The organism is Flavobacterium sp. C3NV, assembly GCF_046825355.2.
In the GTDB taxonomy this organism is placed as follows: domain Bacteria; phylum Bacteroidota; class Bacteroidia; order Flavobacteriales; family Flavobacteriaceae; genus Flavobacterium.
In genome coordinates this window covers 1-26,526 of sequence record NZ_JBKQBJ020000007.1, presented here as the reverse complement: position 1 = coordinate 26,526, position 26,526 = coordinate 1, and the positions used below count along the sequence as shown (strand labels likewise).

The 26,526-nt window shown below is 33.2% G+C and carries 22 protein-coding genes and 1 tRNA gene; 9 read left to right on the top strand and 14 right to left on the bottom strand.

Annotated features, from left to right (window positions below):
• Positions 1-38: 38 nt before the first annotated feature.
• Positions 39-1,787, bottom strand: a complete 1,749-nt coding sequence (locus ACIDC4_RS11860) for a helix-turn-helix domain-containing protein (protein ID WP_412045186.1) — start codon at positions 1,785-1,787, stop codon at positions 39-41.
• Between the two features lie 168 nt (positions 1,788-1,955).
• Between ACIDC4_RS11860 and ACIDC4_RS11855 the strand changes: the two genes are divergently transcribed.
• The 3 genes from ACIDC4_RS11855 to ACIDC4_RS11845 all read left to right on the top strand — a co-directional run bounded on the left by ACIDC4_RS11855 (position 1,956) and on the right by ACIDC4_RS11845 (position 4,833).
• Positions 1,956-3,134: an acyl-CoA dehydrogenase family protein gene (locus tag ACIDC4_RS11855; protein WP_065451550.1), complete on the top strand. Its 1,179-nt coding sequence runs from the start codon at positions 1,956-1,958 to the stop codon at positions 3,132-3,134.
• 88 nt (positions 3,135-3,222) lie between these two features.
• Entirely contained in the window at positions 3,223-4,005 is a 783-nt protein-coding gene (locus ACIDC4_RS11850; RefSeq protein WP_412045185.1) for a DUF3050 domain-containing protein, read from the top strand.
• Between the two features lie 66 nt (positions 4,006-4,071).
• A complete protein-coding gene (locus tag ACIDC4_RS11845; protein WP_412045184.1) occupies positions 4,072-4,833 on the top strand; it encodes an SGNH/GDSL hydrolase family protein in 762 nt (253 codons plus the stop codon).
• A 281-nt stretch (positions 4,834-5,114) separates the two neighbouring features.
• On the opposite strand, the gene ACIDC4_RS11840 is transcribed toward ACIDC4_RS11845, so the two are convergent.
• From ACIDC4_RS11840 to ACIDC4_RS11815, 6 genes are all read right to left on the bottom strand, one after another.
• On the bottom strand, positions 5,115-6,140 hold the full coding sequence (locus ACIDC4_RS11840; RefSeq protein WP_412045183.1) for a hypothetical protein: 1,026 nt from the start codon (positions 6,138-6,140) through the stop codon (positions 5,115-5,117).
• A complete protein-coding gene (locus ACIDC4_RS11835; protein ID WP_412045182.1) occupies positions 6,118-7,746 on the bottom strand; it encodes an NAD(P)/FAD-dependent oxidoreductase in 1,629 nt (542 codons plus the stop codon). Before ACIDC4_RS11835 ends, ACIDC4_RS11840 begins: the two co-directional genes overlap by 23 nt.
• A complete protein-coding gene (locus ACIDC4_RS11830) occupies positions 7,721-9,241 on the bottom strand; it encodes a polyamine aminopropyltransferase (protein ID WP_412045181.1) in 1,521 nt (506 codons plus the stop codon). The genes ACIDC4_RS11835 and ACIDC4_RS11830 overlap by 26 nt, the downstream gene beginning before the upstream one ends.
• Entirely contained in the window at positions 9,234-9,449 is a 216-nt protein-coding gene (locus ACIDC4_RS11825) for a DUF350 domain-containing protein (protein WP_065451555.1), read from the bottom strand. The genes ACIDC4_RS11830 and ACIDC4_RS11825 overlap by 8 nt, the downstream gene beginning before the upstream one ends.
• A 196-nt stretch (positions 9,450-9,645) precedes the next feature.
• Entirely contained in the window at positions 9,646-10,875 is a 1,230-nt protein-coding gene (locus ACIDC4_RS11820; protein ID WP_412045180.1) for a DUF4178 domain-containing protein, read from the bottom strand.
• Positions 10,876-10,878: 3 nt separating this feature from the next.
• Positions 10,879-11,241 (bottom strand): S-adenosylmethionine decarboxylase family protein, encoded by a 363-nt coding sequence (locus ACIDC4_RS11815; protein ID WP_230034542.1) that lies wholly within the window; start codon positions 11,239-11,241, stop codon positions 10,879-10,881.
• Between the two features lie 183 nt (positions 11,242-11,424).
• Between ACIDC4_RS11815 and ACIDC4_RS11810 the strand changes: the two genes are divergently transcribed.
• From ACIDC4_RS11810 to ACIDC4_RS11795, 4 genes are all read left to right on the top strand, one after another.
• Positions 11,425-11,970: a cysteine hydrolase family protein gene (locus tag ACIDC4_RS11810; protein ID WP_412045245.1), complete on the top strand. Its 546-nt coding sequence runs from the start codon at positions 11,425-11,427 to the stop codon at positions 11,968-11,970.
• An 11-nt stretch (positions 11,971-11,981) separates the two neighbouring features.
• Positions 11,982-12,806, top strand: coding sequence for an AraC family transcriptional regulator (locus ACIDC4_RS11805; RefSeq protein ID WP_412045179.1), 825 nt, complete (start codon positions 11,982-11,984; stop codon positions 12,804-12,806).
• A gap of 69 nt (positions 12,807-12,875) precedes the next feature.
• Positions 12,876-13,835 (top strand): nitrilase family protein, encoded by a 960-nt coding sequence (locus tag ACIDC4_RS11800; RefSeq protein ID WP_412045178.1) that lies wholly within the window; start codon positions 12,876-12,878, stop codon positions 13,833-13,835.
• Between the two features lie 79 nt (positions 13,836-13,914).
• Positions 13,915-14,421 carry a GNAT family N-acetyltransferase gene (locus tag ACIDC4_RS11795; protein ID WP_412045177.1) on the top strand — a complete coding sequence of 169 codons (507 nt, stop codon included), beginning with the start codon at positions 13,915-13,917 and terminating at the stop codon, positions 14,419-14,421.
• 69 nt (positions 14,422-14,490) lie between these two features.
• On the opposite strand, the gene ACIDC4_RS11790 is transcribed toward ACIDC4_RS11795, so the two are convergent.
• Positions 14,491-14,667 (bottom strand): hypothetical protein, encoded by a 177-nt coding sequence (locus ACIDC4_RS11790; protein WP_412045176.1) that lies wholly within the window; start codon positions 14,665-14,667, stop codon positions 14,491-14,493.
• Positions 14,668-14,931: 264 nt separating this feature from the next.
• Here ACIDC4_RS11790 and ACIDC4_RS11785 point away from each other — a divergent pair, with 264 nt between their 5' ends.
• Complete coding sequence (locus ACIDC4_RS11785; RefSeq protein WP_412045175.1) at positions 14,932-16,476, top strand: sensor histidine kinase; 1,545 nt, start codon at positions 14,932-14,934, stop codon at positions 16,474-16,476.
• A gap of 147 nt (positions 16,477-16,623) precedes the next feature.
• Here ACIDC4_RS11785 and ACIDC4_RS11780 read toward each other — a convergent pair whose 3' ends face one another.
• The 6 genes from ACIDC4_RS11780 to ACIDC4_RS11755 all read right to left on the bottom strand — a co-directional run bounded on the left by ACIDC4_RS11780 (position 16,624) and on the right by ACIDC4_RS11755 (position 24,918).
• Positions 16,624-18,252, bottom strand: coding sequence for a type I restriction-modification system subunit M (locus tag ACIDC4_RS11780; protein WP_412045174.1), 1,629 nt, complete (start codon positions 18,250-18,252; stop codon positions 16,624-16,626).
• Positions 18,249-19,454 carry an AAA family ATPase gene (locus tag ACIDC4_RS11775; protein WP_412045173.1) on the bottom strand — a complete coding sequence of 402 codons (1,206 nt, stop codon included), beginning with the start codon at positions 19,452-19,454 and terminating at the stop codon, positions 18,249-18,251. Before ACIDC4_RS11775 ends, ACIDC4_RS11780 begins: the two co-directional genes overlap by 4 nt.
• Before the next feature lie 3 nt (positions 19,455-19,457).
• Positions 19,458-20,747, bottom strand: a complete 1,290-nt coding sequence (locus tag ACIDC4_RS11770; protein ID WP_412045172.1) for a restriction endonuclease subunit S — start codon at positions 20,745-20,747, stop codon at positions 19,458-19,460.
• A complete protein-coding gene (locus ACIDC4_RS11765) occupies positions 20,740-23,718 on the bottom strand; it encodes a type I restriction endonuclease subunit R (RefSeq protein WP_412045171.1) in 2,979 nt (992 codons plus the stop codon). The genes ACIDC4_RS11770 and ACIDC4_RS11765 overlap by 8 nt, the downstream gene beginning before the upstream one ends.
• A gap of 180 nt (positions 23,719-23,898) precedes the next feature.
• A tRNA-Ser gene (locus ACIDC4_RS11760) sits at positions 23,899-23,985 on the bottom strand.
• A 60-nt stretch (positions 23,986-24,045) separates the two neighbouring features.
• Entirely contained in the window at positions 24,046-24,918 is an 873-nt protein-coding gene (locus ACIDC4_RS11755) for a LysR substrate-binding domain-containing protein (protein WP_412045170.1), read from the bottom strand.
• A gap of 91 nt (positions 24,919-25,009) precedes the next feature.
• Here ACIDC4_RS11755 and ACIDC4_RS11750 point away from each other — a divergent pair, with 91 nt between their 5' ends.
• Positions 25,010-26,260: an MFS transporter gene (locus tag ACIDC4_RS11750; protein WP_412045169.1), complete on the top strand. Its 1,251-nt coding sequence runs from the start codon at positions 25,010-25,012 to the stop codon at positions 26,258-26,260.
• The last annotated feature ends 266 nt before the right edge of the window (positions 26,261-26,526 follow it).

Genomic DNA, 26,526 nt, shown 5'->3' with positions numbered 1-26,526 from the left:
CTATCATAGAATTAGTCAAAATTATTATCTATGACTTATTAAATATTATTCGCAAACTGAGCTGGAGATACTCCAGTTCTTTTGCGAAATGATTTGGCAAATGAAACTGCATTTTTAAACCCAACACTTTCTGCAATGGCCTGAGTCGAATATTTACGATACATATGATTGGTAATCATTTCGTTGATTACATAATTAATCTTAAGTTCGTTCGAATATTCTCCAAAAGATTTACCAAAACGTTTATTTACCACATAAGACAAATAGGTTGTATTTGTCTTTATTTTCTTTGCAACATACGGCAGGGTAAAATCGGCATTTAGGTATTCATGTTTACTTTCGAGAGCGAGCAATTTTTCTACTATTTTATTTTCTTTCGCTTCATCGATACTCAAATTGGCATTTTCTTTCTTGAGTAAAATTTCTTCCTGCTCAAAAACGACTTCTTCTTCTTGTTCAGGATAATTTGCTTTCTTCTCTAAATTAGCTTTAAATTCCTCAATTAAGTCATTCATCTTTTTATGAGCTTTGTTTTTATCCCTTATGTTTTTAATCAATAAAAAAACAATAGTGACAAACAAAATGACATAAAAAACTTTCAATGCTTTATTGATAAAAACATCGTATTTATATTTTTCCTGAATGGTTACCATTTCATTAGTCAAATCTCCCACACCCAGTTTATAATTTACTTCCAGAATTTCGTCATTTAATTTTGACTCTGACTTTTCGTAATTATCCAGGTAAATTTTCGAATGTTTGTACGCGAGCTCAGGTTCTTTAAGAATGTTATAAATTTTTGCCTGATAATAATTTGATTTCAGATAATCTACCTGATTCGTTTTGGTATTTGCCGCTATCGAATCTGATTTTTTAAAAAATACTAAAGCCTTATCGTATTTTTTTGTTGTGTAATAAAGGTCTCCTAAATTATAATTTGCGGTACATAATATCTCTGGCATATTATTTTGATGCGCCAAAAAAACAATGTCATAGTAGGTTTTTTCAGCATTGTCATAATCTTTTTGCCAACTATATATATTACCTAAACTTAATTTGGCTACAATTTTATTATCAGGGAAATTTTGAGAATAACTAACGGTCTTTTTATAAAAGTATTCGGCAGAATCCAACAAAATCTTTTTCTTGGCATCTTTCATATAATAAACTTCATATGAACCGGCCAGACTAATATTGATATTGCTTTTATTATTTAAATATTGCTCTTTGGTATATACTCTTTCATTTTTATCGACAAAATCATTAAGCTGTCTTAAGTCTTTTATAGCTAAACGATAATTACCAACAGCTACATTTATAGAGGCAATATTATTTTTAAATTTTACAATTTGAATAATATCTCCAATTTCTATAGACAGCTTAATACCCTGCTGATAACTTTCTATTGCTCCGCTAAAATTTCCTCTTTTCCACTCTGATAAACCTTCATAGTTATATAAAATCGACCTAAGTTGCTTTTTATCCCGCCCATCAGGCATTTTATCATAGTAATTTAATGCAAGCTTGTATTTTTGTTTAGATTGAGCTGAATTTCCTTTTAACTGAACTAAGTAAGATAATGCTCCATTTGCAAAAGCCAAATGTTTATTATTGTTGGATTTTATCATTTGATTAGCAAATACAATCGCGCTATCTACATTGGCATTTGCAGTTAGCCTAATTTTATCTTGCAATAATAAGTACTCTTGTTCTGTTAAAGCCTTTTTCTGTTGAGAAACTGCCGTATTCAGAACAAAAAAAAGTAAAAAAGAGATGATCAGCCTCATTAAATTTGTTTTTTGGAATCTCAAAAATAGCGCATAAATTTTCAATAAACTAAAATTAATTAAGGTTTATACTAATTTTCTTCTTTATGTATTGTAAAAATATAACAATTTAACATTGTTTTGTTATATTTTTATTACGTAAATTTGTTTTTGTAAAAACTATCACAAATGAAACCAGATTTATTTCAAGCTCCGGATTATTATAACCTAGACGATTTGCTAACAGACGAACATAAACTAGTTCGCGAATCAGCTCGTGCATGGGTCAAAAGAGAAGTTTCTCCTATTATAGAAGAATATGCTCAAAAAGCAGAATTTCCTAAACAAATTATTAAAGGACTTGGAGAAATTGGTGGTTTTGGACCTTACATTCCAGTGGAATATGGCGGTGCAGGATTAGACCAAATTTCATACGGTTTAATCATGCAGGAAATCGAGCGTGGGGATTCTGGTGTAAGATCGACCTCATCTGTTCAGTCTTCATTAGTAATGTATCCTATTTGGAAATACGGAAACGAAGAACAGCGTATGAAATATTTACCAAAACTGGCAACAGGAGAATTCATGGGTTGTTTTGGTTTGACTGAACCTGATCATGGTTCTGATCCCGGAAGTATGATTACCAATTTTAAAGACAAAGGAGATCATTATCTTTTAAACGGTGCCAAAATGTGGATCTCGAATGCCCCTTTTGCAGATATTGCAGTAGTTTGGGCAAAAGACGAATCAGGAAGAATTCACGGACTGATCGTAGAACGCGGCATGGAAGGTTTTACAACTCCTGAAACTCATAATAAATGGTCGCTTCGTGCATCATCTACCGGAGAATTGATTTTTGATAATGTAAAAGTTCCTAAAGAAAACTTATTACCTAATAAATCTGGTCTGGGCGCACCACTTGGCTGTTTAGATTCAGCACGATACGGAATCGCGTGGGGAGCAATTGGTGCTGCAATGGATTGTTACGATACAGCTTTGAGATATGCCAAAGAAAGAATTCAGTTTGGAAAACCAATTGGAGGAACGCAACTACAGCAGAAAAAACTGGCAGAAATGATTACCGAAATCACAAAAGCGCAATTATTAACCTGGCGTTTAGGCGTTTTAAGAAACGAAGGAAAAGCAACAACGGCTCAAATCTCGATGGCAAAACGTAATAATGTCGATATGGCCATTCACATTGCCCGTGAAGCCAGACAAATGCTTGGCGGAATGGGAATTACAGGCGAATATTCGATCATGCGACACATGATGAACCTCGAAAGTGTGATTACTTATGAAGGAACTCACGACATACATTTACTGATTACCGGAATGGATGTAACTGGAATTCCAGCTTTTAAATAGTAAACAACTATTAAAATATATACAAAAACAATATAAAAAAGCTTCCTCTAACCGGGAAGCTTTTTATCTTTGTCAAAAATTTACGAAAATGAATATTGAAACTATCCACAATAGCATTCAACCTCAAAAAGATCAACTTTTACAACATTCTTTATACAATAAAATTCAAAGCATCGATGATTTACATAGTTTCTTAGAAAGCCATGTTTTTGCTGTTTGGGATTTTATGTCATTATTAAAAGCATTACAAGCCAAACTTACTTGCACTACAACTCCTTGGTTTGCTACAAAAAATCCTGAAACAAGATACTTAATCAACGAAATTGTTCTTGCCGAAGAAACTGACTTAAGCATCGACGGAAGAAGACAAAGCCATTATGAAATGTATATCGAAGCAATGGAAGATTGTGGAGCAGATACTACAGGAATCAATACCTTTTTATCTGAAGTAAATTCGCTGCATAACATTTTTGTTGCCATCAAACAAAGCACATTACATCCGGATACAAAAGCCTTTTTGGACTTTACTTTTAGAGTGATCGAAGAAGGAAAACCTCATGAAATTGCCGCTGCATTTACCTTTGGAAGAGAAGATTTAATCCCAAGTATGTTTACCGCAATCCTGAAAAACTTTCAACAAAACCTTCCGGATATTGATTTAAGCAAATTACTTTACTATTTCGAAAGACATATCGAACTTGATGCCGATGAACACGGACCAATGGCCATGCAAATGATCTCTGATTTATGCGAAGACGATGCTCAAAAATGGAAAGAAGTGGAAGAGATTTCTATCCTTGCATTAGAAAAACGAATCGGACTCTGGAATGCCATCGAAGAAGAAATCGTGATGAAAACCGAGATGGTTTAAAAACCAAAACAAGTTATATAACGTAACTATTTGTTTAAAATGCTCCTGAATCTAATTAAACAAATTATGAAATCACATTTCAAGCAAATAGTTATTGTTATCCTTTCTATATTCCTTTTAAGCTGCAGTTCTGACGATTCCGCTTCAAAAACGGCAGTTACTCCTCCCGTGCCTGTTACTCCACCAAAAACAGAAATCCCAACTACTCCCATTTCAGCTTCTGTAAAATATTTAGCTTTAGGCGACAGTTATACCATTGGGCAAAGCGTTTGCGAAACTTGTCGTTTTCCTGAACAGCTAAAATCAAGTTTAAAAACAATTTACCCTCAAACCGATTTTTCATTAAAAGTCATTGCAAGAACGGGCTGGACCACCTCAAACTTAATCTCAGCTATCAACAACGAAAATCCTGATGCTACTTATGATTTGGTTACACTTTTAATTGGTGTAAACAATCAATATCAGCACATTGACTTTTCTGTCTATCAAAAAGAATTTCCGCAATTACTCAACAAAGCCATACAACTGGCAAAAGGTGATAAGAAAAACGTAATCGTAGTCTCGATTCCTGATTATGCTTATACCCCATTTGCTTCGGGTTACAGTAGCTCAAAACGTGCAGAAATTTCGAACGAAATCGACCAATACAATACCTTTGCAGAGAATACGTGTATAAGCAGCGGAGTCAATTTTATTTCAATCACAGATATTACACGCCAAAGCAACAGCAATTTAGTAGCTTCAGATGGCTTACATCCTTCGGAAACCGCATATAAATTATTTGTTGATCGTATTGTTCCTAAAGCAAAAATGATTTTACAGGATTAGTTTTTAGAAGCATAAAATCAATTTCCAAAACACCAATTGTCCCGCTATTAGCTATATCTTTTATGGCGAACCCCGCCATAAAAGGATATCGCTGCTATCGGGGCTAGACGAGATATTTTAGTTTTTTCAAGAAATTTTAGTTGGATTTCAGTAACGTATAAAAAAGTAAACACGAATTTCACGAATTCACACGGATTCGTTCGTGTAATTAATTCACAAACTAAGTCATGAATTAAAATTAGTGTCAATTCGTGAAATTCGTGTTCAAAAACTATACTACATCAAGAACTTTTATTCGATTTCCAAATAAATCCGTCGAGTAAATAATGGGTAAATTGTGGTACACTTAACAACGGAACTATTAAAAATTGCCAGGAAGAAAAATCAATAGATGCTACCGAGAAGTTTTCTTTCCAAACCAAGACTTCCCATAAAAATTCTTCGGTAAAAGCAATTCCCATTAAAATCAGGATATAAATAAAAATGGCATTATAGCTTTTTAGATAACTAAAAACTCCCAAACTCTGATTCGGTTTATTTTCGATTTCCCTAAAATAAACCAATGCCATATAAGGAATTCCGTGAGAGACGACATTTAATAAAGTAAAAATAAGATCGTCATTAAAATACACGATTCCAAAATACCACGAAAGCGCTGTTCCCAGAATAATGGCATTTTTAGGAATATTGAAAAACCTGTTTTTTATACTTTTATGAATGGTGTAACTTACATAAATGAATAAAATCGAAACGTAAATCCAAAACAATATTTGTAGTAAAAAGGCATTCTCAAAACGAAAAAACTCATTTACCACAAACCAATTGAATTTCCTTTGTGAAGAAAAAAACCAATACAACATAGGATAACCTGTTGATGCATAAATGGCGAGATTGTCTATAATAACAGAAACTCTCGTTTTTTCTTCGTTTCTCGCATACAATCGCATAAAACCATATTGCTGCCTGATAAAATGAAAAACAGCAACATAAGCCAGAAAAGACCAGAAAACCAAACTCCCAAAAGAGAAAAGAATAATACCAATGGCGAAACAAATTGTTGGCAAGAGCAATAACCTTTTTTTGTTCTTTTTGAATTCATCAGCCACAAAATATGTTTTGAATAACGTCGCATAAACGTGCGCCACATCAATAAAAACAATCAGAAAAAGCCAGGTATAAAACGAATACTTATTTTCTATTTCAGTAATATAATCCTGAAACAAAAATATAATCGCCAACACAAAAAAGGACGGACCAATGATGAACGCTAAATCGGTTTTGGCTTTATGAATCCAGGGTTGTTTCATCTAAAATTTGGTTTACGACATTAATTCCGTGATGAAAAGCTTCTTCAAAAATCGAAATTCCCGAAAGATCTGTATGTGCAAAATAAATACGATTCTCAATACTTTTTGAAGCTTCTTCTTTGGCTTTGCCAAAAATAAAACCCGGTGCAGGACTTACCATTCCGTGACCTAAAAGAAAGACTTCCATTTCTTCGGTACATTCTTCAATATCCGGATGTGCAATTTTAAGATCATCAAAAACGAATTGTTTCCAATATTCTTTATTCTTTTTATACAATTCCTTTCGTGATTTTTTTAAATCGGCAGAAGAGAAACTATAATAATACGTAATAACCTTTTTGGTCTGAACCTGATTCAACGATTGATGCTGATCATACACATAACCCAAACCTTTTGCATCGTAAATAACATTATCCCACGAAAGCGGAAAACTAAAATTATCAGCTAAATCGGTCACCGTTAAACTTGCCAAAAGCCAGGGCGTATAATGAAACTCTTTTGTAAATTCTTTTCGGTCTTTGATCACATACTGATTCACAAACTGTGGCGTTGCCATGATTACTTTATCAGCAATAATTTCTACCGAAACTTTTTTGACATCGTCAAAAGCTTTGGCAACCACTTTATTGTTTTCGACTTTAACTTCATAAACCAAATGATTTTTCAACGTTTTTTTGTCGGTATATTTTTTGAGATGAGAGGCTAATCTGGCGTTTCCTTCCGGCCAGGTCAAAACGCTATCTTTTTTATCTGAAGATGCATCTTGTTTTCGTCCGGCAAAATAATGAATTCCAGCCCAGGCAGAAACATAATGAATCCCAAGTCCGAAATCATCTTTACAGCAATAATCAATATAATCAAACAAAGGTTTTGCTTTGAAATTATTGGTTTCAAACCATTCTTTCATCGTGATTTTATCCAAACTTCTGGTCTGAATATCTTCTGAAGAAAGATGAAGCGGAATATCAAATAAGTACTTTCCATCTTTTCCTTTTCCTTCACGAAAAGTATCCATTAATTTAAAAAAACGTTGGAATTCCAGATCCTGATCTTTAGAATTTCCTTCTTTAGGAACGACTCCTTCCTGCCAATTATTTTTATAAAATAAACGTTCGTCAGGAGCAAAAGACAATTGCAATTCATCAAAAACAGGCAATCCTTTTGCATCGTAACTTAATATGATTTTTTCTTCTTCAAGAAATTGTAACAATTCTTTATCCTTAAAATTAGGCAAAGGCAAATAATGCGCACCCAAAGGAAATTTAGAATATTTATTTTCTCCGTTTGAAGAGTTTCCGCCCAAATGACTTTCTAATTCAAGCATCAAAAAATCAGAAATTCCTTTTTTATGAAATTGTCTTGCAGCACTTAATCCTGAAATTCCGCCGCCTACAATCAAATATGGAATATGAATTTGAGTTGTTGGTTTTGGGAAATCTTTTATCCATAATCGATGTCCCAAAAGATGATTGGTTCCGGACAAACGAAGCAACAGCTGGATAATTTTATCGGAACAAAATTGCAGGAAAGGAATTAATAGTAAAGAAGCTCCAATTCCTTTTACAAAACTGCGCCTTGATTTACTGTAATTTTCCCCATTCTTCATCAAAATAGCGTACTAAAATTTGGTTGTCTAATCGATTGATTTCAATTTCATTTGAGATCATATCATTGGTAAAATAATTGAATCTGTCGAACTGGTAATTGTAGAATCTTAATCCGTCAGCTTTTCTGTTTACATTGTTAAAAGTAGTTCCAAAACCGTTGATGGCGATCGTGTAACCCCATTCTCCAAACGAAGGAACATAAGCATGATACGCATCGACCTGAGGAAAAACCTGCATGACCGTTTTATTGATACACCAAAACGATTTTGGCGCAAAATAAGGCGAAGTCGTCTGAATGACAACCGCTGCATCCGGCTGCAAAATTGTTTTTAGGGTTTGATAAAAATTCAAAGAATACAGCTTTCCTAAGCTATAATTTGACGGATCGGGAAAATCGATAATCGCGACATCAAACTTTTCGGCACAGCTTTTCGCCCAAATATAGGCATCGGTATTGATGACTGTAACTTTCGGGTTGTTCAGCGAACCTTTATTAAAATCGGTTAATACCTTATTGGTTTGAAACAATTTTGTCATTCCCTGATCAAGATCGACTAAGGTTACTTTTTCGACGTCTTTGTATTTTAAAATCTCACGAACGGCCAAACCATCACCTCCGCCCAAAACCAAAACATGTTTGACATTTTTGGCAATTGACATTACGGGATGCACCAAGGCTTCGTGGTAACGATATTCATCGGCTGAACTAAATTGTAGGTTGTTGTTTAGATAAAGCCTGTAATCGCTCTTATTATGCGTTAAAACGATTCTCTGATAAGGAGTTGAGTTCGTATAAATGATATTTTCTCCGTAAAGTTTTCCTTCTGAGTAAGATAAGATAACATCAGTAAAAAGAAAAACGCCTAATAAAATTGCAAATGAGAAAATGGCTTTTGCTTTTAAGAAGTAACTGTTTTTTAATTCTTTCTTTAAAAGAAAACACAAAGCAATGGCAATACTTACATTAATCATCCCAAAGAATAATGAAGTTCCCATGATTCCTAATTTGGGAACCAGAATCAACGGAAAAAGAATCGATGCCAGTAAAGCCCCAATATAATCGAAGGTAAAAACATTCGAAACCAAATCCCTGAACTCGACTTTATCCTTAAGGATATTCATTAATAACGGAATTTCTAACCCGACCAAAAATCCGGTTATAAAAACCAGTAAATACAAAATGAACTGAAAGTACTCGACACTTTCGAACAATAAAAATAAAACTACTGAACTCAAGCCGCCAATTAAACCAACTAATATCTCGATTTCGACAAAAGTGTTCAGTAAATTTTTATGAAAAAACTTAGAAAAAAAAGAGCCAATACCCATTGAAAACAGGTAAACGCCAATAATAAACGAAAATTGTTTGACTGAATCGCCTAATAAATAACTGGCCAGAGTACCCGCAACAAGCTCATAAATAAGCCCGCAGGTCGCAATAACAAATACGGCAAACAGCAATAAAAATTCGAACCTAAGAAACTTTTTACCCATGAATTGCGGCACTAATAATCATTGAAATACCAATGATAAATGCTGCCAAAACAATAGCAACAGCAATATTATTTTTCTCGACAACCTCTTTCCAGGTGTTTTCGGGAGTCATTTTTTCGATGATGAAATAAGCTGCTATTAAAATAACAAACCCTAAAACTGAATAAATGATCGAATTAACGATGGGCTGGTAATGTATTAAATCCATACTTTAGAAATTTATTTATGATAAAAATGATTAACTGAACTTCGACTTCCTGATGTACTATATTTTTCTGTGGTTTCGCAATCGCAAATCCGGTTTCCGGAATAAGCAAAATACAAATAAGCGGCAAAGCAAAATAATCCTATTGCAAGTGCGGCTATATTATTCTTTAAAAAATCAAAAATACTTTTCATAATTGTTATTCGCTGTAGGGAGAGTAAGAACTGTCTTCCCATCTGGTTTTTTCAAAATTAATTTTAAAATATCGAATCACGATATATACCACAATCATAAATATCGCAATGATCCATACATTACGACTTGAAGGCTGATTCCAAACCACTTTCAGCTTCATTGCCGTATTTTTATTGTCTTCGGGTGCTTTTAATGGTTTAATCAAAAGGTGATATTTTCCTGCTTTTACTCCGCAAATATTAAATTTTTCAGACCAGTTTCCTTCGGTCCAGCTTTCGCCATCTTCGTAGCCGTGATAATACTCAATATCTTTATTGGCATGAATTTCATCATTAGTGGTTTCATTTACCAGCGCAACATCTACATTCGCCCATGAATTATCGACATCTGTTGACACGTGAACGGTAATGGGAGCCGAACCTCCTTTTAGAACAAATGATTCACTTGTCAATTCCTTATCGTTAAAATCAGTAAAAGCTATGGCTTTATCAAAAACAGTCTGTTCTGCCTGATCTTTATAAATGTACCAGTTTGTCGTAATGATCATTAAAAGAAAAACGCAAAATATAATAGCCATATTATTTACATCAAAATAATAAGGCTGAACCATATTTACACCTCTCTGATAAGGTAAATCAGTTTGCGGAAATGCTTTTTTAATTTCTTTTTTACTAATATATTCACCCAAAAAAGCAGTTTCGACACCGTTCATTTTTTCGATAGAAATCATCAAAGGCGGTTGAATATATTCCGTCAGATGAACTCTCTTAACAGGCAATTCAAAATCAAAAAAACCTGCGGCATTGTCAATATCGGTATCTGAATATTCATAAAGATGAAAAGAACTGCTCTCGTATGTTATCGATTTTGGATGGGTTCGCACATCGAATTTCTCTTCCATTTCGGTCAAAAATATCCAATGCCCGTCTGATTCAGAAAGATAAACAAAATCACCAGCATCATTTTTCAGAATATATTCTCTCCAATGATAACCTCCGTTGACTTTTTTGGTTATCGCGCCGGTAACCATATATTCGGCGCCTTTTAGAAAACCTTTATCTCCAATTTTAAAATCAAAATAGTTTACCTCTGGCTTAAATTTCGATCTTGAACGAAGCTGTCCTTCGCTATCTGCCCAATACAATCTATGGCAATTGGGGCAGACAAAATTTACTACTTTAAAACCAACTTCTAATTCGGTAACGGTATTACAATCGTAACAAGGAACTTTCATATACTAACGGTTAATTTCAAAATCTTTTATAATTGTTCCTTCAAAATAAGCAATATAATGGGCCATAACATCGCGTACTTTTTGCGAATTATCCTGTTGATAATTGCACAAATAAACATCTAAAGTAAGCTGATTGTATTCTGGCCAGGTGTGTATACAAATATGAGATTCTTTAAGGCAAAACGAAATCGTGAAGCTGTCATTATCAAAATCATGAACAATAACGCCTACTTTCTCGAGACTGTATTGCTCTAAAATAGAATTGGTTATCGCAACAAAACCCTGACTATCTGTTAGTTTTTGAGTTTTAGCGACATGCAAAGTAACCAGTTTATGTAAGCCCGGTGAATAAGGGGGTAAATCCATTAAAATATTTATATACGGGACCAAATATATAATATTTTTAGATAATTTTAACAAGAAGCGCTTTTCTAATTCAATCAATTTTATAATCAGAAAAAAGCGCAAAAAATCATAGTCCGGAAATTATCCTTAATTTTGTAAAAACCTAAATCTTAAAATTTCAGGTTCAAAAAACAGATTAAAGTGATGAAATTAAAAGCCGAAGAGTTAATAGTAATTATAGATCCACAAAAAGATTTTACTGATATTAAGGGCGCTTACGCGAAAAATCATTCCATTAATCAAATACAAGAAGTTAAAGCCCGAATAAACAAATTAACGAAACAATTTGACTCGAATAAATTTGTCATTATTTATTCTAATTATCAAAAAGACCAATTTGGAGCGGGAATTTCGATGTGTATCGAAGGAACAACTGGCCATGAAATTGACATTGATTTTGATGATGCTTCTCAATTAATTTCAAAAACGCAGCATAGCAGTTTTTCCTCCGAAGAATTTAAAAGTTTTTTGGAAGACAATCAGATTCGTAAACTTATATTGTGCGGTTTTTTAGCCGAATATTGTATCAAACAAACCGCCATTGATGCGCTTGAAGTAGGTTATGAAGTAGTGCTTTTAAAAGAATTTATAGCAACCGGAGACGATGTACAACATCGAAAAGAAGAAATGCTGGCAGACTTAGAAAAAAGAGGCGCAACCGTAATCGAAGATCATTTCGATAGTATATAATCAATAAAAAAATGCAGGTTTCACCATCAAAAGAATTAGCACCTTACATAAAACATTATCTTTTTCTGCATAGTGCGGCAACCGCTATACAAAAATTGCGCTTGTTTTCTGATGGTAATACCGGTCTTGTATTTTCTTTAAAAAACAAACTTATTTCTGGTCTTGACAATTATGAAGTAAAGAATTATTTGCCAACTTCTTTTATATACGGACAACTCGATGGCTTTAAAGACATTTATTCTGATAATGAAATTTCATTGATAATTGTCGTTTTTCAGCCCAACGGAATACATCAGTTATTAGGAATTCCGGCCAATGAATTTCAGGATGCTATTATTCCGGTTGAAGATGTATTGGGTCAAAAAGCGTCTCTACTTCAGGAAAAATTATCGGAACAAAATAATCAGGGAAGAATTGAAGATCTGAATCAATTTTTCAGCGCCTTGATCGTTACAAAACCTATTTCAAATCAGTTTATCATCAATAATTCTTTAGATTTTATTATTGCTAATAAAGGAGATTTCACTCTAAAACAATTGGTGGATTATACCGGTTATACCGAAAGACATTTGGAGAGAAAATTTAAAGAATGCATTGGGTTAAACCCGAAAAAATTTGGCAACGTTATAAGGCTACATCATTTCTTAAAACTGCTAAAATACAAATCTCAAGAAACCAATCTCACCACTATTTGTTATGATGCCGGATTCTCTGATCAATCTCATCTGATAAAAGAATTTAGAAAACATACCGGAATAACGCCGAAAGAATATTTAGTGAGCACCGGAAAATTAACCAACAACCTCATCAAAACTTCTGTTTCAGGTTTATTTTAAAATGTCGGTTTTATACAATTTATAGAATTTTCTGAATGCTACTTTTGACTTTCATTAATAGCTTAGAATATGAAAAATCTAAAAATAGCCACAGCTCAGTTCGAGAATAAAAGCGGCGACAAAAATTATAATTTATCTGTAATCGAAAATCTTTCTGCAAAAGCAGCTCATGAAGGTTGCGATGTCATTTCGTTTCACGAATGTTCGATCACCGGATATACTTTTGCCAGACATTTATCGAAAGAACAAATGCTGGACATAGCCGAAATTATCCCAACTGGAAAAAGCATTTTAAAACTTACTGAAATTGCTAAAAAGAATGACATTGTAATTCTGGCAGGACTTTTTGAAAAAGATGAAAACGACAATCTTTTCAAAGCTTATGTTTGTGTAGACAAAAATGGTCTGGTGGCCAAATACAGAAAACTGCACCCGTTCATCAATCCATATTTAACGCCCGGAGATCGTTATTGTATTTTTGAAATTAAAGGCTGGAAATGCGGTATTTTAATTTGCTACGACAATAATATTATCGAAAATGTGCGCGCGACAAAACTTTTGGGCGCTGATATTATTTTTATGCCTCATGTCACGATGTGCACGCCTTCTACCCGACCTGGCGCCGGTTTTGTTGCACCTGAACTTTGGGAAAACCGCGAAGCCGATCCTACTTCTTTACGACTGGAATTCGACGGAATGAAAGGCAGGGACTGGCTCATGAAATGGCTACCGGCGAGAGCGTATGACAATGCCATTTATGCTGTTTTTTCGAACCCAATTGGCATGGATGACGATCAGTTAAAAAATGGATGTTCGATGATTATTGATCCGTTTGGAGATATTCTGGCCGAATGTCGCTCTTTTGATGACTCTTTTGCGACTGCAATTCTTACTCCTGAAAAAAACATTCAGGCTGGAGGAAATCGTTACATAAAAGCAAGAAGACCAGAATTATACCTCGATATTATTGGACAAAATCACAAATCTGAACAAAATGTGGTTTGGCTAAAATCTGATGAAAAAAGTTAAAACGAAAATTTTTATCACCTTTACGCCCATGAAAATCTACCTTTGCAGGATTCATTAATCCAAAGAATACAACCCCATAATGGAATTTTTTAAAACTACAAATGAAGATATCGATGCTGTTTTCGATATTTACAATCAAGCGACATCTTATCAAAAAACGGTCAACAATAAAAGCTGGAGAGGTTTTGAAAGAGCTTTAATCGAAAAAGAAATCGCCGAAAATCGTCATTTTATAATCAAGGAAGGAAATGAAGTTGCCTGTACGTTTGTGCTTACTTTTAATGATTTAATTATCTGGAAAGAAGCTGCACAAGATCCGGCAATATATCTTCATCGTATTGCAACAAACCCAAAATTCAGAGGACAATCATACGTGAAAAAAATTATCGAATGGGTTAAAGTTTATGCCAAAGAAAACGGCAAGGAATACATTCGACTTGACACGCATAGTGGAAACGAAAGAATAAACAAATACTACACAAGCTGCGGTTTCGACTATAAAGGAATCAGCAAAATAGAATGGACAAGCGAATTACCGGAACATTATAAAGAAGGTTCTTTTAGTTTGTTCGAGATTAAGCTTTAAATTTAGATTTAGACCTATCAGTTTTTAAAAACCTGTTAGGTCTGTCTCTTATTAATAGTTTTTTCTAACTTATTTTGCTTCCCAAAAACAACGTTTAGGAGAAACTATTGAACCTTCGTCCTTCAGCATTTTCATTGCTTTATCTACTTCTTTACGATCTAATTGAGTTAATTCAACTACTTTACCTGCATTTACAGGCTGAGCAGCTTTTTTTATAGCATCTAGTACTTGATTTTTGATTTCCATATTTCTTTATCTTTCCATTTAAAACGCAAAAATAATAAATATTTTCTTATAAAATAAAGAACTGTGCAAACCTTACTCATCTAAGTCAGTCCGATTTTTTTTAGAATTAATAAAAATCAATTATTTATAATGAAAGAAAAAACTCATAATGAAAATATTTGTTCGATTGATAATGCTATTTTACTATTATAAATTCAGTTAGGACATTTAAAACAAGAACATTAAATTCAGTTAGGTTACATTTGGATAAATGCGCCAAAAAACATGAGTGAAAAAAAGATTATTCCAGCTGATGAAAATAGTTTTCCTGAAAAGAATAAAACAAATCACAATGACGAATTGTTGTTGGTTAATAAAAGACTCGCCCAACAAATAGAAGAACGAAAAAAACGTGCTGCAGAATTGATTATTGCTAATAAAGAACTCGCTTTTCAAAACAAAGAAAAAGAGAAACGTGCGGCAGAACTGGTTATCGCAAATACAGAACTGGCCTACCAAAACCAGGAAAAAGAAGACCGCGCAGCTGAACTTATTATTGCGAATAAAGAACTAACCTTTCAGAATCAAGAAAAGGGAAAACGTGCTGCAGAATTGGTTATTGCCAACACAGAATTGGCATATCAGAATAAAGAAAAAGAAAAACGCGCTGCAGAACTTCTTATTGCCAATGCAGAACTGGCGTATCAAAATCAGGAAAAAGAAGATCGCGCTGCCGAACTTGTTATTGCAAATACTGAACTGGCGTATCAAAACAAAGAGAAACAAAAACGGGCAGATGAATTAAGCATTGCCAATTCTGAGCTATTATTTCAAAATAAAGAAAAAGAAAAGCGTGCTGCCGAATTGGTTATTGCAAATACAGAACTGGCCTACCAAAACCAGGAAAAAGAAGATCGCGCTGCCGAACTTGTCATTGCCAATAAAGAACTAACTTTTCAGAATAAAGAAAAAGAAAAAAGAGCCGCAGAACTCGTTATTGCCAATAAAGAACTGGCGTATCAGAACAAGGAAAAAGAAAAGCGCGCCGCTGAACTTCTTATAGCTAACACAGAACTTACTTTCCAGAACAATGAAAAAGAAAAACGCGCTGCCGAATTAATCCTCGCCAACAACGAACTTGAAGCTTTTACCTATATTTCAAGTCATCATTTGCAGGAACCTTTGAGAAAAATACAGGTTTTCGCAGACCGAATTTCAACCGATGAACATCAAAATTTAACAGATAAAGGAAAATATTATTTTGAACGAATAGAAGTTGCTGCCTTTCATATGCAGGCACTTATAAACGATTTATTGACTTATTCAAGAACTAGTGTAACCGAAAAGAAATTTGAAAACGTCAATCTTAATACTATTATAGATAAAGTACTAGAAGATTTAAAAAAAGAAATTATAATTAAAAAAGCTATTGTCGAAATATCCGGAAATTGTAGCGCGTTTATAATTCCGTCGCAGTTTCATCAATTGATATACAATTTAGTGAGTAACTCTCTGAAATTCTCCACAAAAGAAAAAGCACCTCATATTACGATCGAAAGTATTTATACAAAACCAACAACAAAGAAAAATAAATCATCGGCTGATTATTGCCACATTATTATAAGCGATAACGGTATTGGATTTGACCCTCAGTTTGAAAGCCGCGTTTTCGAGATGTTCCAACAGCTGAACAATAAAACCGATTATAAAGGAACCGGGATTGGTCTTGCCATTTCGAAAAAAATTGTCGAAAATCATAATGGGGTTATTACCGCAACCGGCAAACTGCATCACGGATCTAAATTTGATATTTATATTCCGGTGGTATAATAAAAGTCATATATGTGAGAGCTTAACTGTTTTTCTGAATGCAATGTGCAAAATTTGCACATTGCTTTTTTTGAGATTTAGATATTATTTAATTTAAATAAATTGCAGAGAGGACTGGATTCGAAATTCAACAACCATCGAGATCATCTAAATCCTTGGTAAACCCAACTCGTCTAAAAATTTATTATGTTCATTTGTAAACTTCTCAATTTCTAAATCTATAATTTTCATTTTTTTATTTTCTTCAATTAAATCAATTTTTTCTTCCTCACGTGAAGTATTTACATAACGAGAAATATTTAAATTGTATCCCTGATTTGCAATTTCCTCCATTGATACTCTTCGGGAATATCTTGGTAGTTCGTTTCTGTATTTGTAAGCATCAATAATTTTTTCGAAATGCTCTTCGCTTAATGTATTTTGTCTTTTACCTTTTTCAAAATGTTCACTGGCATTGATAAAAAGAACATCGTCTTCTTTTTTACATTTTTTAAGGATTATAATACAAACCGGAATTCCAGTAGAATAAAACAAATTAGAAGGCAGACCAATAACGGTATCGATATTGTTATCTTTCAACAATTTGGTTCTAATTCTCTCTTCTGCCCCACCACGGAATAATACACCGTGCGGTAAAATAATAGCCATCGTTCCGTTTTGGCTTAAGAAATGAAAACCGTGTAATAAAAAAGCAAAATCTGCTGCTGATTTTGGGGCTAAACCATAGCTTTTAAAACGAAAATCCTCAGCCATAGCTTCGTTAGGCTCCCAACGCAAACTAAAAGGCGGATTGGCTACAATAGCATCGAACTCAATTTTTTTTGCAGGATTCATTTCATTTAATTCATCCCATTGATTAAGTAACGTATCTCCGTGAAATATTTCAAACTCGGTATCTTTCATGCCGTGTAAAAGCATGTTCATACGAGCTAAGTTATAAGTCGTAATATTTTTTTCCTGACCGTATATTTTTCCAACGCTTCCTTTGTTGTCTATAATACGTTTTCTAACATTGAGCAATAACGAACCTGAACCACTAGCAAAATCTAAAACTCTTTCCAGTTTGTTTTTTGGTCCTGTTGTTGGATCCTGACTATCTAAAGTTACGATTTCAGAAAGTATAGAAGATATTTGCTGTGGAGTATAAAATTCTCCTGCTTTTTTTCCAGAACCAGCTGCAAACTGTCCAATCAAATACTCATAAGCATCTCCTAAAGTATCAGAATCGGTACTAAAATCTTTAATTCCTTCTGATATTTTCTGGATGATAACACAAAGTTTATCATTTCTATCTTTGTGCGTTTTCCCTAATTTCTCAGAATTCAAATTAATCTCAGAGAATAAACCTTGAAATGCATTTCCAAACGATTGATTTTCTATATAATCAAATCCTTTGTTTAATGTTTCTAGCAATTCTCCACTATGAGTTCGAGCCATTTCTGTTATATTACTCCACAAATACTTGGGTTCAATAACATAGTGAATTTTTCTACGCATTTGTTTTTCAAAAAACTCAACATCGGTTGAATTTTCTGTGTACCAAATCTCCAAAGGAGTACTAACCTTTAATTTAGACATAACATCTTTTGGAGTATTATCAGGATAATCCTTACCTAATTCTTTTTTAGCAGATTCTTCATAATTAGCAGATAAATATCTCAAAAAAAGAAACGACAGCATATAATCACGAAAATCGTCTGCGTTCATTGCTCCTCGTAAGTTATCAGCTATTTCCCAAAGGGTTTTCCCCAATTGTTGTTGTTCTTTTTTTGTCATACTTCTTCTGTTTGGTTTCCTACTTTAAATATTTCTGGGAAATTAAATTTATACTTATCTGTAAATCCTTTTAGGATCTTTTTGAATAAATCTTTAGTATCAGGTGTCATGGGGGAAGGAGCAAATATGGAATACTTCCCATGACTAAGTAACTGAACTGCTCTATGAAAAAGGACTTCGTCATCTAAACCATGAATAACTTCATCTATCTTATTGTAACCGAAAAAGCTTACGGTTTTTTCCATTACCGACCTTAGTCCATTAAAGTGATAAGTATGAATAACATCAGTTTTAGCTACGTTGTCTAATTCACTTAATAAAGCTATGTGGTGAAAAAATGGAGTATCCTCTGTGTCTTGTAATAGATAATTTTGTGGAATATTTGAATGAAGAAAATAAGTTTTTCGCTTCATTTTTAATTCATTATAGATAACGTTGAAAAAAAGGCTATGATGTGTAGACACAACTGCTTTTACTTTACGTTCTCTTTCAACTTTTTTCTTTTCACCTGCTTCCTCAATTTCTTCATAAATTCCACTTTCCAACATTGTTGCTAAACCACAAGCTAAAGCAATAGCTTTATTTTCGTCTAAAGAAGAAATAGGGTCGTCAATATAAACGAACTTTACCCAATCGTAGCCTTCGGCACCTTCAATTGCTAATTGATAAATGGCTAAGAAAAAGCACCAGATAAAAAGATTCTCTTCGCCCCTTGATATTTTTATATTTTCAACGTTCTGTGCTATTCCATTTACCAATTCTTCCCTGATAAATCTAATCGCCCAGTATGTCTCAGAATTATCTTTACCTACTTCGCTTGGTTTAACATAATCAAAGTCAATTACAAAGTTGAAGTCACTGTAATTATGAAGTATAGGACGAATTTTGTTGTCAATATCTAAATCCTTAATTCCACCAAAAAATTGTGAATTCTTGTTCAATAAGAGTACTCTATGTTCATCGCCATCTAAATCATTGTCCCAAGAAAATAAATCTTCGGTAAAAGCATTAAAATATAAGGTATCTTGATTACCATTAACTTTGCCCATCCCTTTGAATTCCATTGATAATCTTGTCTTCCCAGTTCCATTATGAGCATAGAAAAGAATTACATCTTTCTCCTTTCTATGATCACCGGTAAGAAACTTTCTAAATTCGCCAGCTATCTCTTTTAGATTATCGAAGTTTGTTATTGTTGCCATATTCTAATTTTTCATTTTAGGAAACAAGCTTTGCATTAATCCTTTTTTATGTGATTTTAGTTGCTCTATTTTGTTATTTTGCTCTTTAATTAGATTATCTAAAAGATAAATTGTTACTCCTATTTTTTGCTGTTCCTTAATATCTTTAGGTATGAATAAATCTATTGTTTTCAGATCATCTAAGCCTATTCTTTTTCTTGTTGAGCCTGTAGATTTCTTTTCTATTGCCTCTCTAATACCTTCTGAATTTATTAAAGAAAAAATAAAGTATTTGGAATATTTTTTTTCATCAACAACTAATCTAATACCATCCGAAGCCAGAACACATCTAACTAATTTTTCCGGTATTATACAAGCCCGACCAACAGGATCTCCCATTTTTGATATTATTATTTCACCAGAATAAATATTACAACTTAATAATTCATTTGCTTTTTCTATTGATGTATATATCTTATAATTATCTTTAAACTCAGAATCTCCAATATTTTGTAATTGAATAATTCTTATTCCATTTGAAGTATAATCACTTGCTTTTAAATTAGACCCAAAAGGCCCACCTGTAAAACTCCATTTAATTTTTTTATCTACAGTGTCAATTAATTTTTTTCCTACCCAATTCCCATCTTTCTCAAACTCTTTAAATCTTAACTTGGGTACTCTTTCACCTTCCTGTGGAAAAAGATTTTGCATTAATCCTTTTTTGTGTTTTTTTAAAATTTCTAATTTATTTATAAGAGCAGTTATTAATTCCTCTAATGAAGAAAGGCAATCTGAAATTTTTTGTTGTTCGTTTTTATTCTTAGGAAAAGCGATATCTACACTTTTTAAATCTGCGTTATACAGTCTTTGGATAATACCTCCATCAGAAGTTTGCCACTTTACTAAAGAATAAATATAATATAGGAAGTTATTTTTAACCTCGTTTTCATCATTGCTTATCCAAACAATATTTGAATCTTGAAAAAAAGCGGGCTCTCCATCATAAACAACTAACCTTCCAATTGTACCAGATGCAGAAATTAATATTTCCCCTTTTTTTGGAAATGAAAATTTTGTTTTATATTCTTCATAAATTTCTTTTGAAATAAATGAATCAGCTTCTTTCCCAAAAGTGCCTATTTTATAAAATGGAATCCCATTTTTTGAATTAGTTGTGGTCTCTTCTTTAAAAATTCTTTTGCACATTGAAGGATTACCGATATTCCCTAATTTTTTTTCCTCCCATTTCCCATCATTCTTAAATTCAGGAAAACGTAACTCAGGAATTAATCTATTTGTTTTGTTATTCATAAGCCGTAAGTCCAGATATTTCTTGCCCTTGGGCTTGTTTTTTTAATAATGGTATTAAGTCAGTCATCAACATTTGCTCTTTTACACTTCGCTCTTTCCAATTAAGATCTAAAGGTTCAAGCAAATCTGTAAGTTCTTCACCATCAAAAATTAATCGGCTCATAATATTTTCTACAAATATTTTTAAATCGCCAGTTTGCAAACCGTGTGCAGATGCAATTTTAGCTAAAGCTTTATCATTTTTCTCAGCTTTAAAAACTTGGTATCCTTTGCGTAGTTTTTCTACATCTTGTCCTATATTCCAATCTAAACTATTGATATAATCAGTTAAGTCTTCCTGCTCTTCCATTAAATTGGCAGTAGAAGTCAACAAACTAATAATTTCCTGCTTCGTCATTTTTTGTTTAGACGGTTTCATCTGCAAGTTGTCTGCTACCAAATTCATGATATAATCATAATCAATTACCGCAGAAGCAAACAAAACAAATTCAAAATCCAATTGCTGTACATCGGCTGGAGCATTATTTCCTTCTTTGTCCTGTATGGCTTTATATTGTCTTGCAGTTTCTAAATACGAACTTCTAAACGATTGTAAACGATCTGTTGGTAATATGCTTTCTATAACTTTTTTTTGCGTTTCGTTTAAATCAGTATATTGATCTAATTGTGTTTTTAGCTTTTGTACTTCTTTAAAGTTTTTTACAAAAGCAATTTTAGCGCTGTCGCCTCTCAAATTATATACTTCTGAGGGCTCGTTCACCAAATTGTTTTCTTCCATAAAATACCCTAAAGCTTCCACCGCTTTTTTGTACTCTTCAATAACAACGGGTGCGGGATCAACCATCCAGATTTTAATGGCTTTATCATTGTTTTCTCCTGAAAACAACGTAATAGCTTGGTTTACTTGTTCCTGCTGTGAACGGAAATCTAAAATATTACCATACGGTTTTGTGTCATTTAATATACGATTAGTACGTGAAAAAGCCTGAATTAAACCATGATATTTTACATTTTTATCGACATATAAAGTATTCAAAAATTTAGAATCAAAACCAGTAAGCAACATATCTACTACAATAGTAATGTCTATTCTGTCTTTGCGTGGAAGTGTCCACTTTTGGTCTTTGATACGTTTTTGTACATCCTGATAATAACCGTCAAATTCGTTAATGCTATGATTTGCTCCAAACTGTTTGTTGTAATCATCAATAATTTCAATCAATGCTTGTTTCTTCTCTTCAGGATTTACCTGATTATCAAACTTCTCTTGCTGTAAATCTTCTTGTAATTGTTTGATATCATCCGCATTTTTTTGATCCCCTTTTTTTGCTAGTAATTGTGCCGGCGGAGAAAAAACACAAGCAATATTTAGAGAAACATAATCGTCATCAGCTTCTTTCTTTTTTTGCTGGGTTTGCTTAAATAAACGATAATACTCAATTGCATTATTAATAGAAGCTGTTGCCAAAACCGCATTAAATTTTCTGTGGTTTGTTGCAGCATCGTGTTTTTCTAAAATGGCATCTACTATCGCTTGTTGTGCAATCACTTCACCAGGTTTCGGGTTAATATCACCCTGACCTTTAAAATAATCGATATGAAAACGTAATACATTTTTGTCTTCAATTGCGTGCGTTATGGTATAGGCATGCAACTCTTTTTCAAAAATAGATTCTGTTGTTTTATAAGTCGCTTCTTCACCTTCTCGTACCGTATAATTTGAATTCTCCGCAAAAATAGGTGTTCCTGTAAATCCAAATAATTGAGAATTTGGAAAAAAGGCTTTAATTGCTTTATGGTTTTCCCCAAATTGAGAACGATGGCATTCATCAAAAATAAATACCATTCGACTGTCTTTGAGATATTCTAATCGTTCTTTGTAATTTTTAGTATCATCAAGAGCTAAGCCCAATTTTTGGATAGTTGTAACAATAACTTTATCTGAATAATCAGAAGACAATAAACGTCTTACTAAACTTTCTGTGTTGGTATTTTCTTCAACACTTCCTTCTTGAAATTTATTGAATTCTTCTCTTGTCTGCCTGTCTAAATCTTTTCTATCTACAACAAACAAACATTTATCAATTTCAGGATTTTCTTTTAAAAGTGTTGATGCTTTAAAAGAGGTTAAAGTTTTACCACTTCCTGTAGTATGCCAAATATATCCGTTGCCACGATTTTGATTTATACAATCTACAATCGCTTTTACTGCATAAATTTGATAAGGTCTCATAACCAAAAGCTTTTGTTCGCTTTCCACAAGCACCATATATTTGCTTATCATTTCACCTAAAGTACATTTAGGCAAAAATTTAGCGGCAAATAAATCTAAATTGGTGATTTTTTTATTGTTTTCATCCGCTAGTTGATAAACGGGCAAAAACTGTTCATCAGCATTAAATTGAAAATGCTGGTTTTTGTTATTAGCAAAATAATAAGTGTTAGATTGGTTGCTTACAATAAACAATTGCATAAAACACATTAATGAATTGGTATAACCATTTCCTGCGTCATTCTTGTAATCAACAATTTGCTGCATTGCCTGTCTTGGTGATATGCTTATCCCCTTTAACTCAATTTGAACAACTGGCAAACCATTAATCAAAATAACAACATCGTAACGATGGTTACTATTTTCGGTATTTATCCTTAATTGATTAATTACTTCAAACTCATTTTTGCACCAATCTTTGATATTTACCAAAGTATAATGCAAAGGGGTTCCATCTTCGCGTTGAAAATAATTCTTTTCGCGTAAAGTTTTTGACGCTGTAAAAACATCCTGAGTAATAATTTCGTCGCGCAAGCGAGCAAATTCAGAATTGCTTAAATTTACTCTGTTAAGTGCTTCAAACTTTTCTCTAAAGTTTCGTTCAAGAGAATGTCTATCGCATATTTCAGGGCGATAAGTATATTTTAAATCTTTTAGCTTATTAACTAAGCTTTCTTCAATTTGGTTTTCTTTTGTCATTTAATAAAAAAGTGATTTTTTATAAACTTACTTATTCAAAAGTAGTTAAATATTTTTTTAACCCATTAAGATAACTACAGGATTAAAGCAATTAATTGTAGTAAAAAACCCAATTTCACATTTTTGAATGTAAAATTGGGTTTAAAATTAAATAATCATTTTCAACGACATTTTATTTTGCAGAGAGGATGGGATTCGAACCCACGATACAGTTACCCATATACTAGCTTTCCAGGCTAGCTCCTTCAACCACTCGGACACCTCTCTAAATTGGTCTGCAAAGAACACAAAAAAATCTGACTTAGAAAAACAAAATCTGATATTAGTTTACATACTTTTTCTAAATTCTTCCATAAACAATTTTACAGCCTTTTTTTGATAAGCTCCTTCGATCGTTAACATAAAAGAATCTCTTTGCGTGGGAACTCCTGTAATGGCTATTGCTTTTAGATTATCCCAGCCTTTTAAGGCTTTCTCGGTTACAATTGTCACCCAACCGCTCTCTTCTACCAATTGTAAAAGCGCATGAACCGCATTTAATTCGATCGAAACTTTGGGTTTCATATTGTTCTTTAGAAACAATTCATCCAGAAATTCTCTCGAACTAAATCCTCTTACAGGCAAAACAAGCGGATATTCCCCTATTTTTTTAAAGGAAATTTTATCTAAAGTCGCCAACGGATGTGTTTTTGCAACCGCCATAACCAAATTCGACCTAAACAATGGGATTTTCTGAATGGTTTCTTTTATCTCTTTGGATGAAATGACCAGAACCAAATCCAGCTCATTATTTAATAATTTAGTTTCTAAAGGTTCCGTTGAGCCATATTCAACCACAATCTTTAAATTCGGATATGTTTTTGCAAACAAGTTGACGATGGGCAAAACCAAAAGTCCAAAAATGTAGGTAACGCCAATTCGTAATTCGCCACCAATCATTTGGTTCAAATCATCTATCGCCTGTTTACCACTTTGTACATTTTCGATTACTTGTTTCGCATGAATCAGGAATACAGATCCGGCTTCTGTAAGCTGCACTTTCTTTCCAATCCTTATAAACAAAGGCATCCCGAGTTCTTCCTCTAACTTTTTTATTTGTTGCGATAATCCCGATTGAGTTACAAAACACAATTCGGCAGCTTTTGTAAAATGCAGTACTTCAGCCGTTTTAATAAAATATTCTAATTGATAGATTTCCATATCGATAAGTTTTACTACTTATTATCAGTAAAATTATTAATTTTTCTAATGAAATACTAATTCCGAACTTTGTAAAAAAATATCAGGCATCATGTTTAAAGCGTTAAAATCAAAAAACTTCAAGTTATTCTTTTACGGACAATCGGTTTCGGTAATTGGCACCTGGCTTCAAAAAACAGCCGTAAGTTGGATGGTTTACAGCGTTACGGGTTCTGTTTTTTTATTAGGATTAGCGACTTTTTTAAGTATGATTCCGTCTTTATTTCTGGCGCCTTTAGCCGGAAGTATTATTGGGCGCTATGATAAACACCGCGCCATGATCTTATTACAATCTTTGGCAATGCTTCAGGCCGGAGCTTTGGCATTAATGATTTACTTAAAAATATACAACATCAATTTTATTCTGGCCTTAAGTTTAATTCAGGGAATCATCAATTCTTTCGACATGACTTGCAGACAAACCATGATGATTGATATTGTAGATAACAAAGAAGATTTGCCAAACGCGGTTGCCCTAAACTCAACATTAAATAATTTTGCCCGAATTGCCGGCCCTGCATTAGCCGGAATTATTCTGCACAATTATGGGGAAGACATTTGTTTTATTGGAAACTTTTTAAGCTACATTCCTGTTCTGATTTCGTTATTGATGATGAAAATCACACCGCATATTAAAGCAACTGAAAAAATGAAAATGTATGATGATTTTATTGAAGGATTGGATTACGTGAGAAAAGAAACCGAAATGGCCAAAATGCTTCTGATGTTAATGTGCAGCAGTTTGTTTGTGATTTCTTTTAATACTTTAATGCCGGTTTTTGCGAAAGATATTTTTAGCGGAAATGCTCAAACTTTCAGTTGGTTCGAAAGCGCCGCCGGAATTGGATCTATTTTATCGGCTATTTATTTGGCTAATCTTAAAAAAGCAGATAATATGGGGAAAATAATGATCGCTGCGAGCTTGTTATTAGGTTTTAGCATCATTATCCTCGCCTATTCGAATAGTTTAACTGTTGCACTTATTTGTATGGCGTTGAGTGGTGTAGGTATGATGGCACAAACCTCATCTATAAACATTTACATTCAGACACAAAGTACGGTAAACATGCGTTCCAGAAGTATTAGTTACTATTTGATGGCGTATCAGGGAATGATTCCTGTTGGAAGTTTGATTATTGGCTATGTTTCACATATTATAGGAACCAGAAATACAGTGGCGATTCAGGGAATTATTTGTATTCTTTCGGTGATTGTTTATGTGTATTATAAAAGACATAGTTCTGAGGAAGAATTGGAGAGTTGTCAGGTTCAATTTAGAAATTCCAAAGAAAGCGGGATTTAAACCATATAAGTGATATAAGAAATTATAAGTTAAGGTTAAATAATCTCAATCTGGATTCAATTATCTACAATTTTGTCATTTCGACCGGAGGGAGAAATCCTCGTTAGAAACTTGACAAAGATTGGCTTTTAGGAACGGAGCTACTTGCGAGGATTTCTCCCTCCGGTCGAAATGAACTGTGTTTAAAAGCAAATTTATTTTTAATTATTTTGTAAATAGTATTCATTTTTTGATGCTAAGGCAAATGCTTGTTTGAGCAGTTTGTT

Coding starts and splice junctions, on each gene's coding strand:
- ACIDC4_RS11860 (WP_412045186.1), bottom strand. CDS start 1,787: ATGAGGCTGATCATCTCTTTTTTACTTTTTTTTGTTCTGAATACGGCA.
- ACIDC4_RS11855 (WP_065451550.1), top strand. CDS start 1,956: ATGAAACCAGATTTATTTCAAGCTCCGGATTATTATAACCTAGACGAT.
- ACIDC4_RS11850 (WP_412045185.1), top strand. CDS start 3,223: ATGAATATTGAAACTATCCACAATAGCATTCAACCTCAAAAAGATCAA.
- ACIDC4_RS11845 (WP_412045184.1), top strand. CDS start 4,072: ATGAAATCACATTTCAAGCAAATAGTTATTGTTATCCTTTCTATATTC.
- ACIDC4_RS11840 (WP_412045183.1), bottom strand. CDS start 6,140: ATGAAACAACCCTGGATTCATAAAGCCAAAACCGATTTAGCGTTCATC.
- ACIDC4_RS11835 (WP_412045182.1), bottom strand. CDS start 7,746: ATGAAGAATGGGGAAAATTACAGTAAATCAAGGCGCAGTTTTGTAAAA.
- ACIDC4_RS11830 (WP_412045181.1), bottom strand. CDS start 9,241: ATGGGTAAAAAGTTTCTTAGGTTCGAATTTTTATTGCTGTTTGCCGTA.
- ACIDC4_RS11825 (WP_065451555.1), bottom strand. CDS start 9,449: ATGGATTTAATACATTACCAGCCCATCGTTAATTCGATCATTTATTCA.
- ACIDC4_RS11820 (WP_412045180.1), bottom strand. CDS start 10,875: ATGAAAGTTCCTTGTTACGATTGTAATACCGTTACCGAATTAGAAGTT.
- ACIDC4_RS11815 (WP_230034542.1), bottom strand. CDS start 11,241: ATGGATTTACCCCCTTATTCACCGGGCTTACATAAACTGGTTACTTTG.
- ACIDC4_RS11810 (WP_412045245.1), top strand. CDS start 11,425: ATGAAATTAAAAGCCGAAGAGTTAATAGTAATTATAGATCCACAAAAA.
- ACIDC4_RS11805 (WP_412045179.1), top strand. CDS start 11,982: ATGCAGGTTTCACCATCAAAAGAATTAGCACCTTACATAAAACATTAT.
- ACIDC4_RS11800 (WP_412045178.1), top strand. CDS start 12,876: ATGAAAAATCTAAAAATAGCCACAGCTCAGTTCGAGAATAAAAGCGGC.
- ACIDC4_RS11795 (WP_412045177.1), top strand. CDS start 13,915: ATGGAATTTTTTAAAACTACAAATGAAGATATCGATGCTGTTTTCGAT.
- ACIDC4_RS11790 (WP_412045176.1), bottom strand. CDS start 14,667: ATGGAAATCAAAAATCAAGTACTAGATGCTATAAAAAAAGCTGCTCAG.
- ACIDC4_RS11785 (WP_412045175.1), top strand. CDS start 14,932: ATGAGTGAAAAAAAGATTATTCCAGCTGATGAAAATAGTTTTCCTGAA.
- ACIDC4_RS11780 (WP_412045174.1), bottom strand. CDS start 18,252: ATGACAAAAAAAGAACAACAACAATTGGGGAAAACCCTTTGGGAAATA.
- ACIDC4_RS11775 (WP_412045173.1), bottom strand. CDS start 19,454: ATGGCAACAATAACAAACTTCGATAATCTAAAAGAGATAGCTGGCGAA.
- ACIDC4_RS11770 (WP_412045172.1), bottom strand. CDS start 20,747: ATGAATAACAAAACAAATAGATTAATTCCTGAGTTACGTTTTCCTGAA.
- ACIDC4_RS11765 (WP_412045171.1), bottom strand. CDS start 23,718: ATGACAAAAGAAAACCAAATTGAAGAAAGCTTAGTTAATAAGCTAAAA.
- ACIDC4_RS11755 (WP_412045170.1), bottom strand. CDS start 24,918: ATGGAAATCTATCAATTAGAATATTTTATTAAAACGGCTGAAGTACTG.
- ACIDC4_RS11750 (WP_412045169.1), top strand. CDS start 25,010: ATGTTTAAAGCGTTAAAATCAAAAAACTTCAAGTTATTCTTTTACGGA.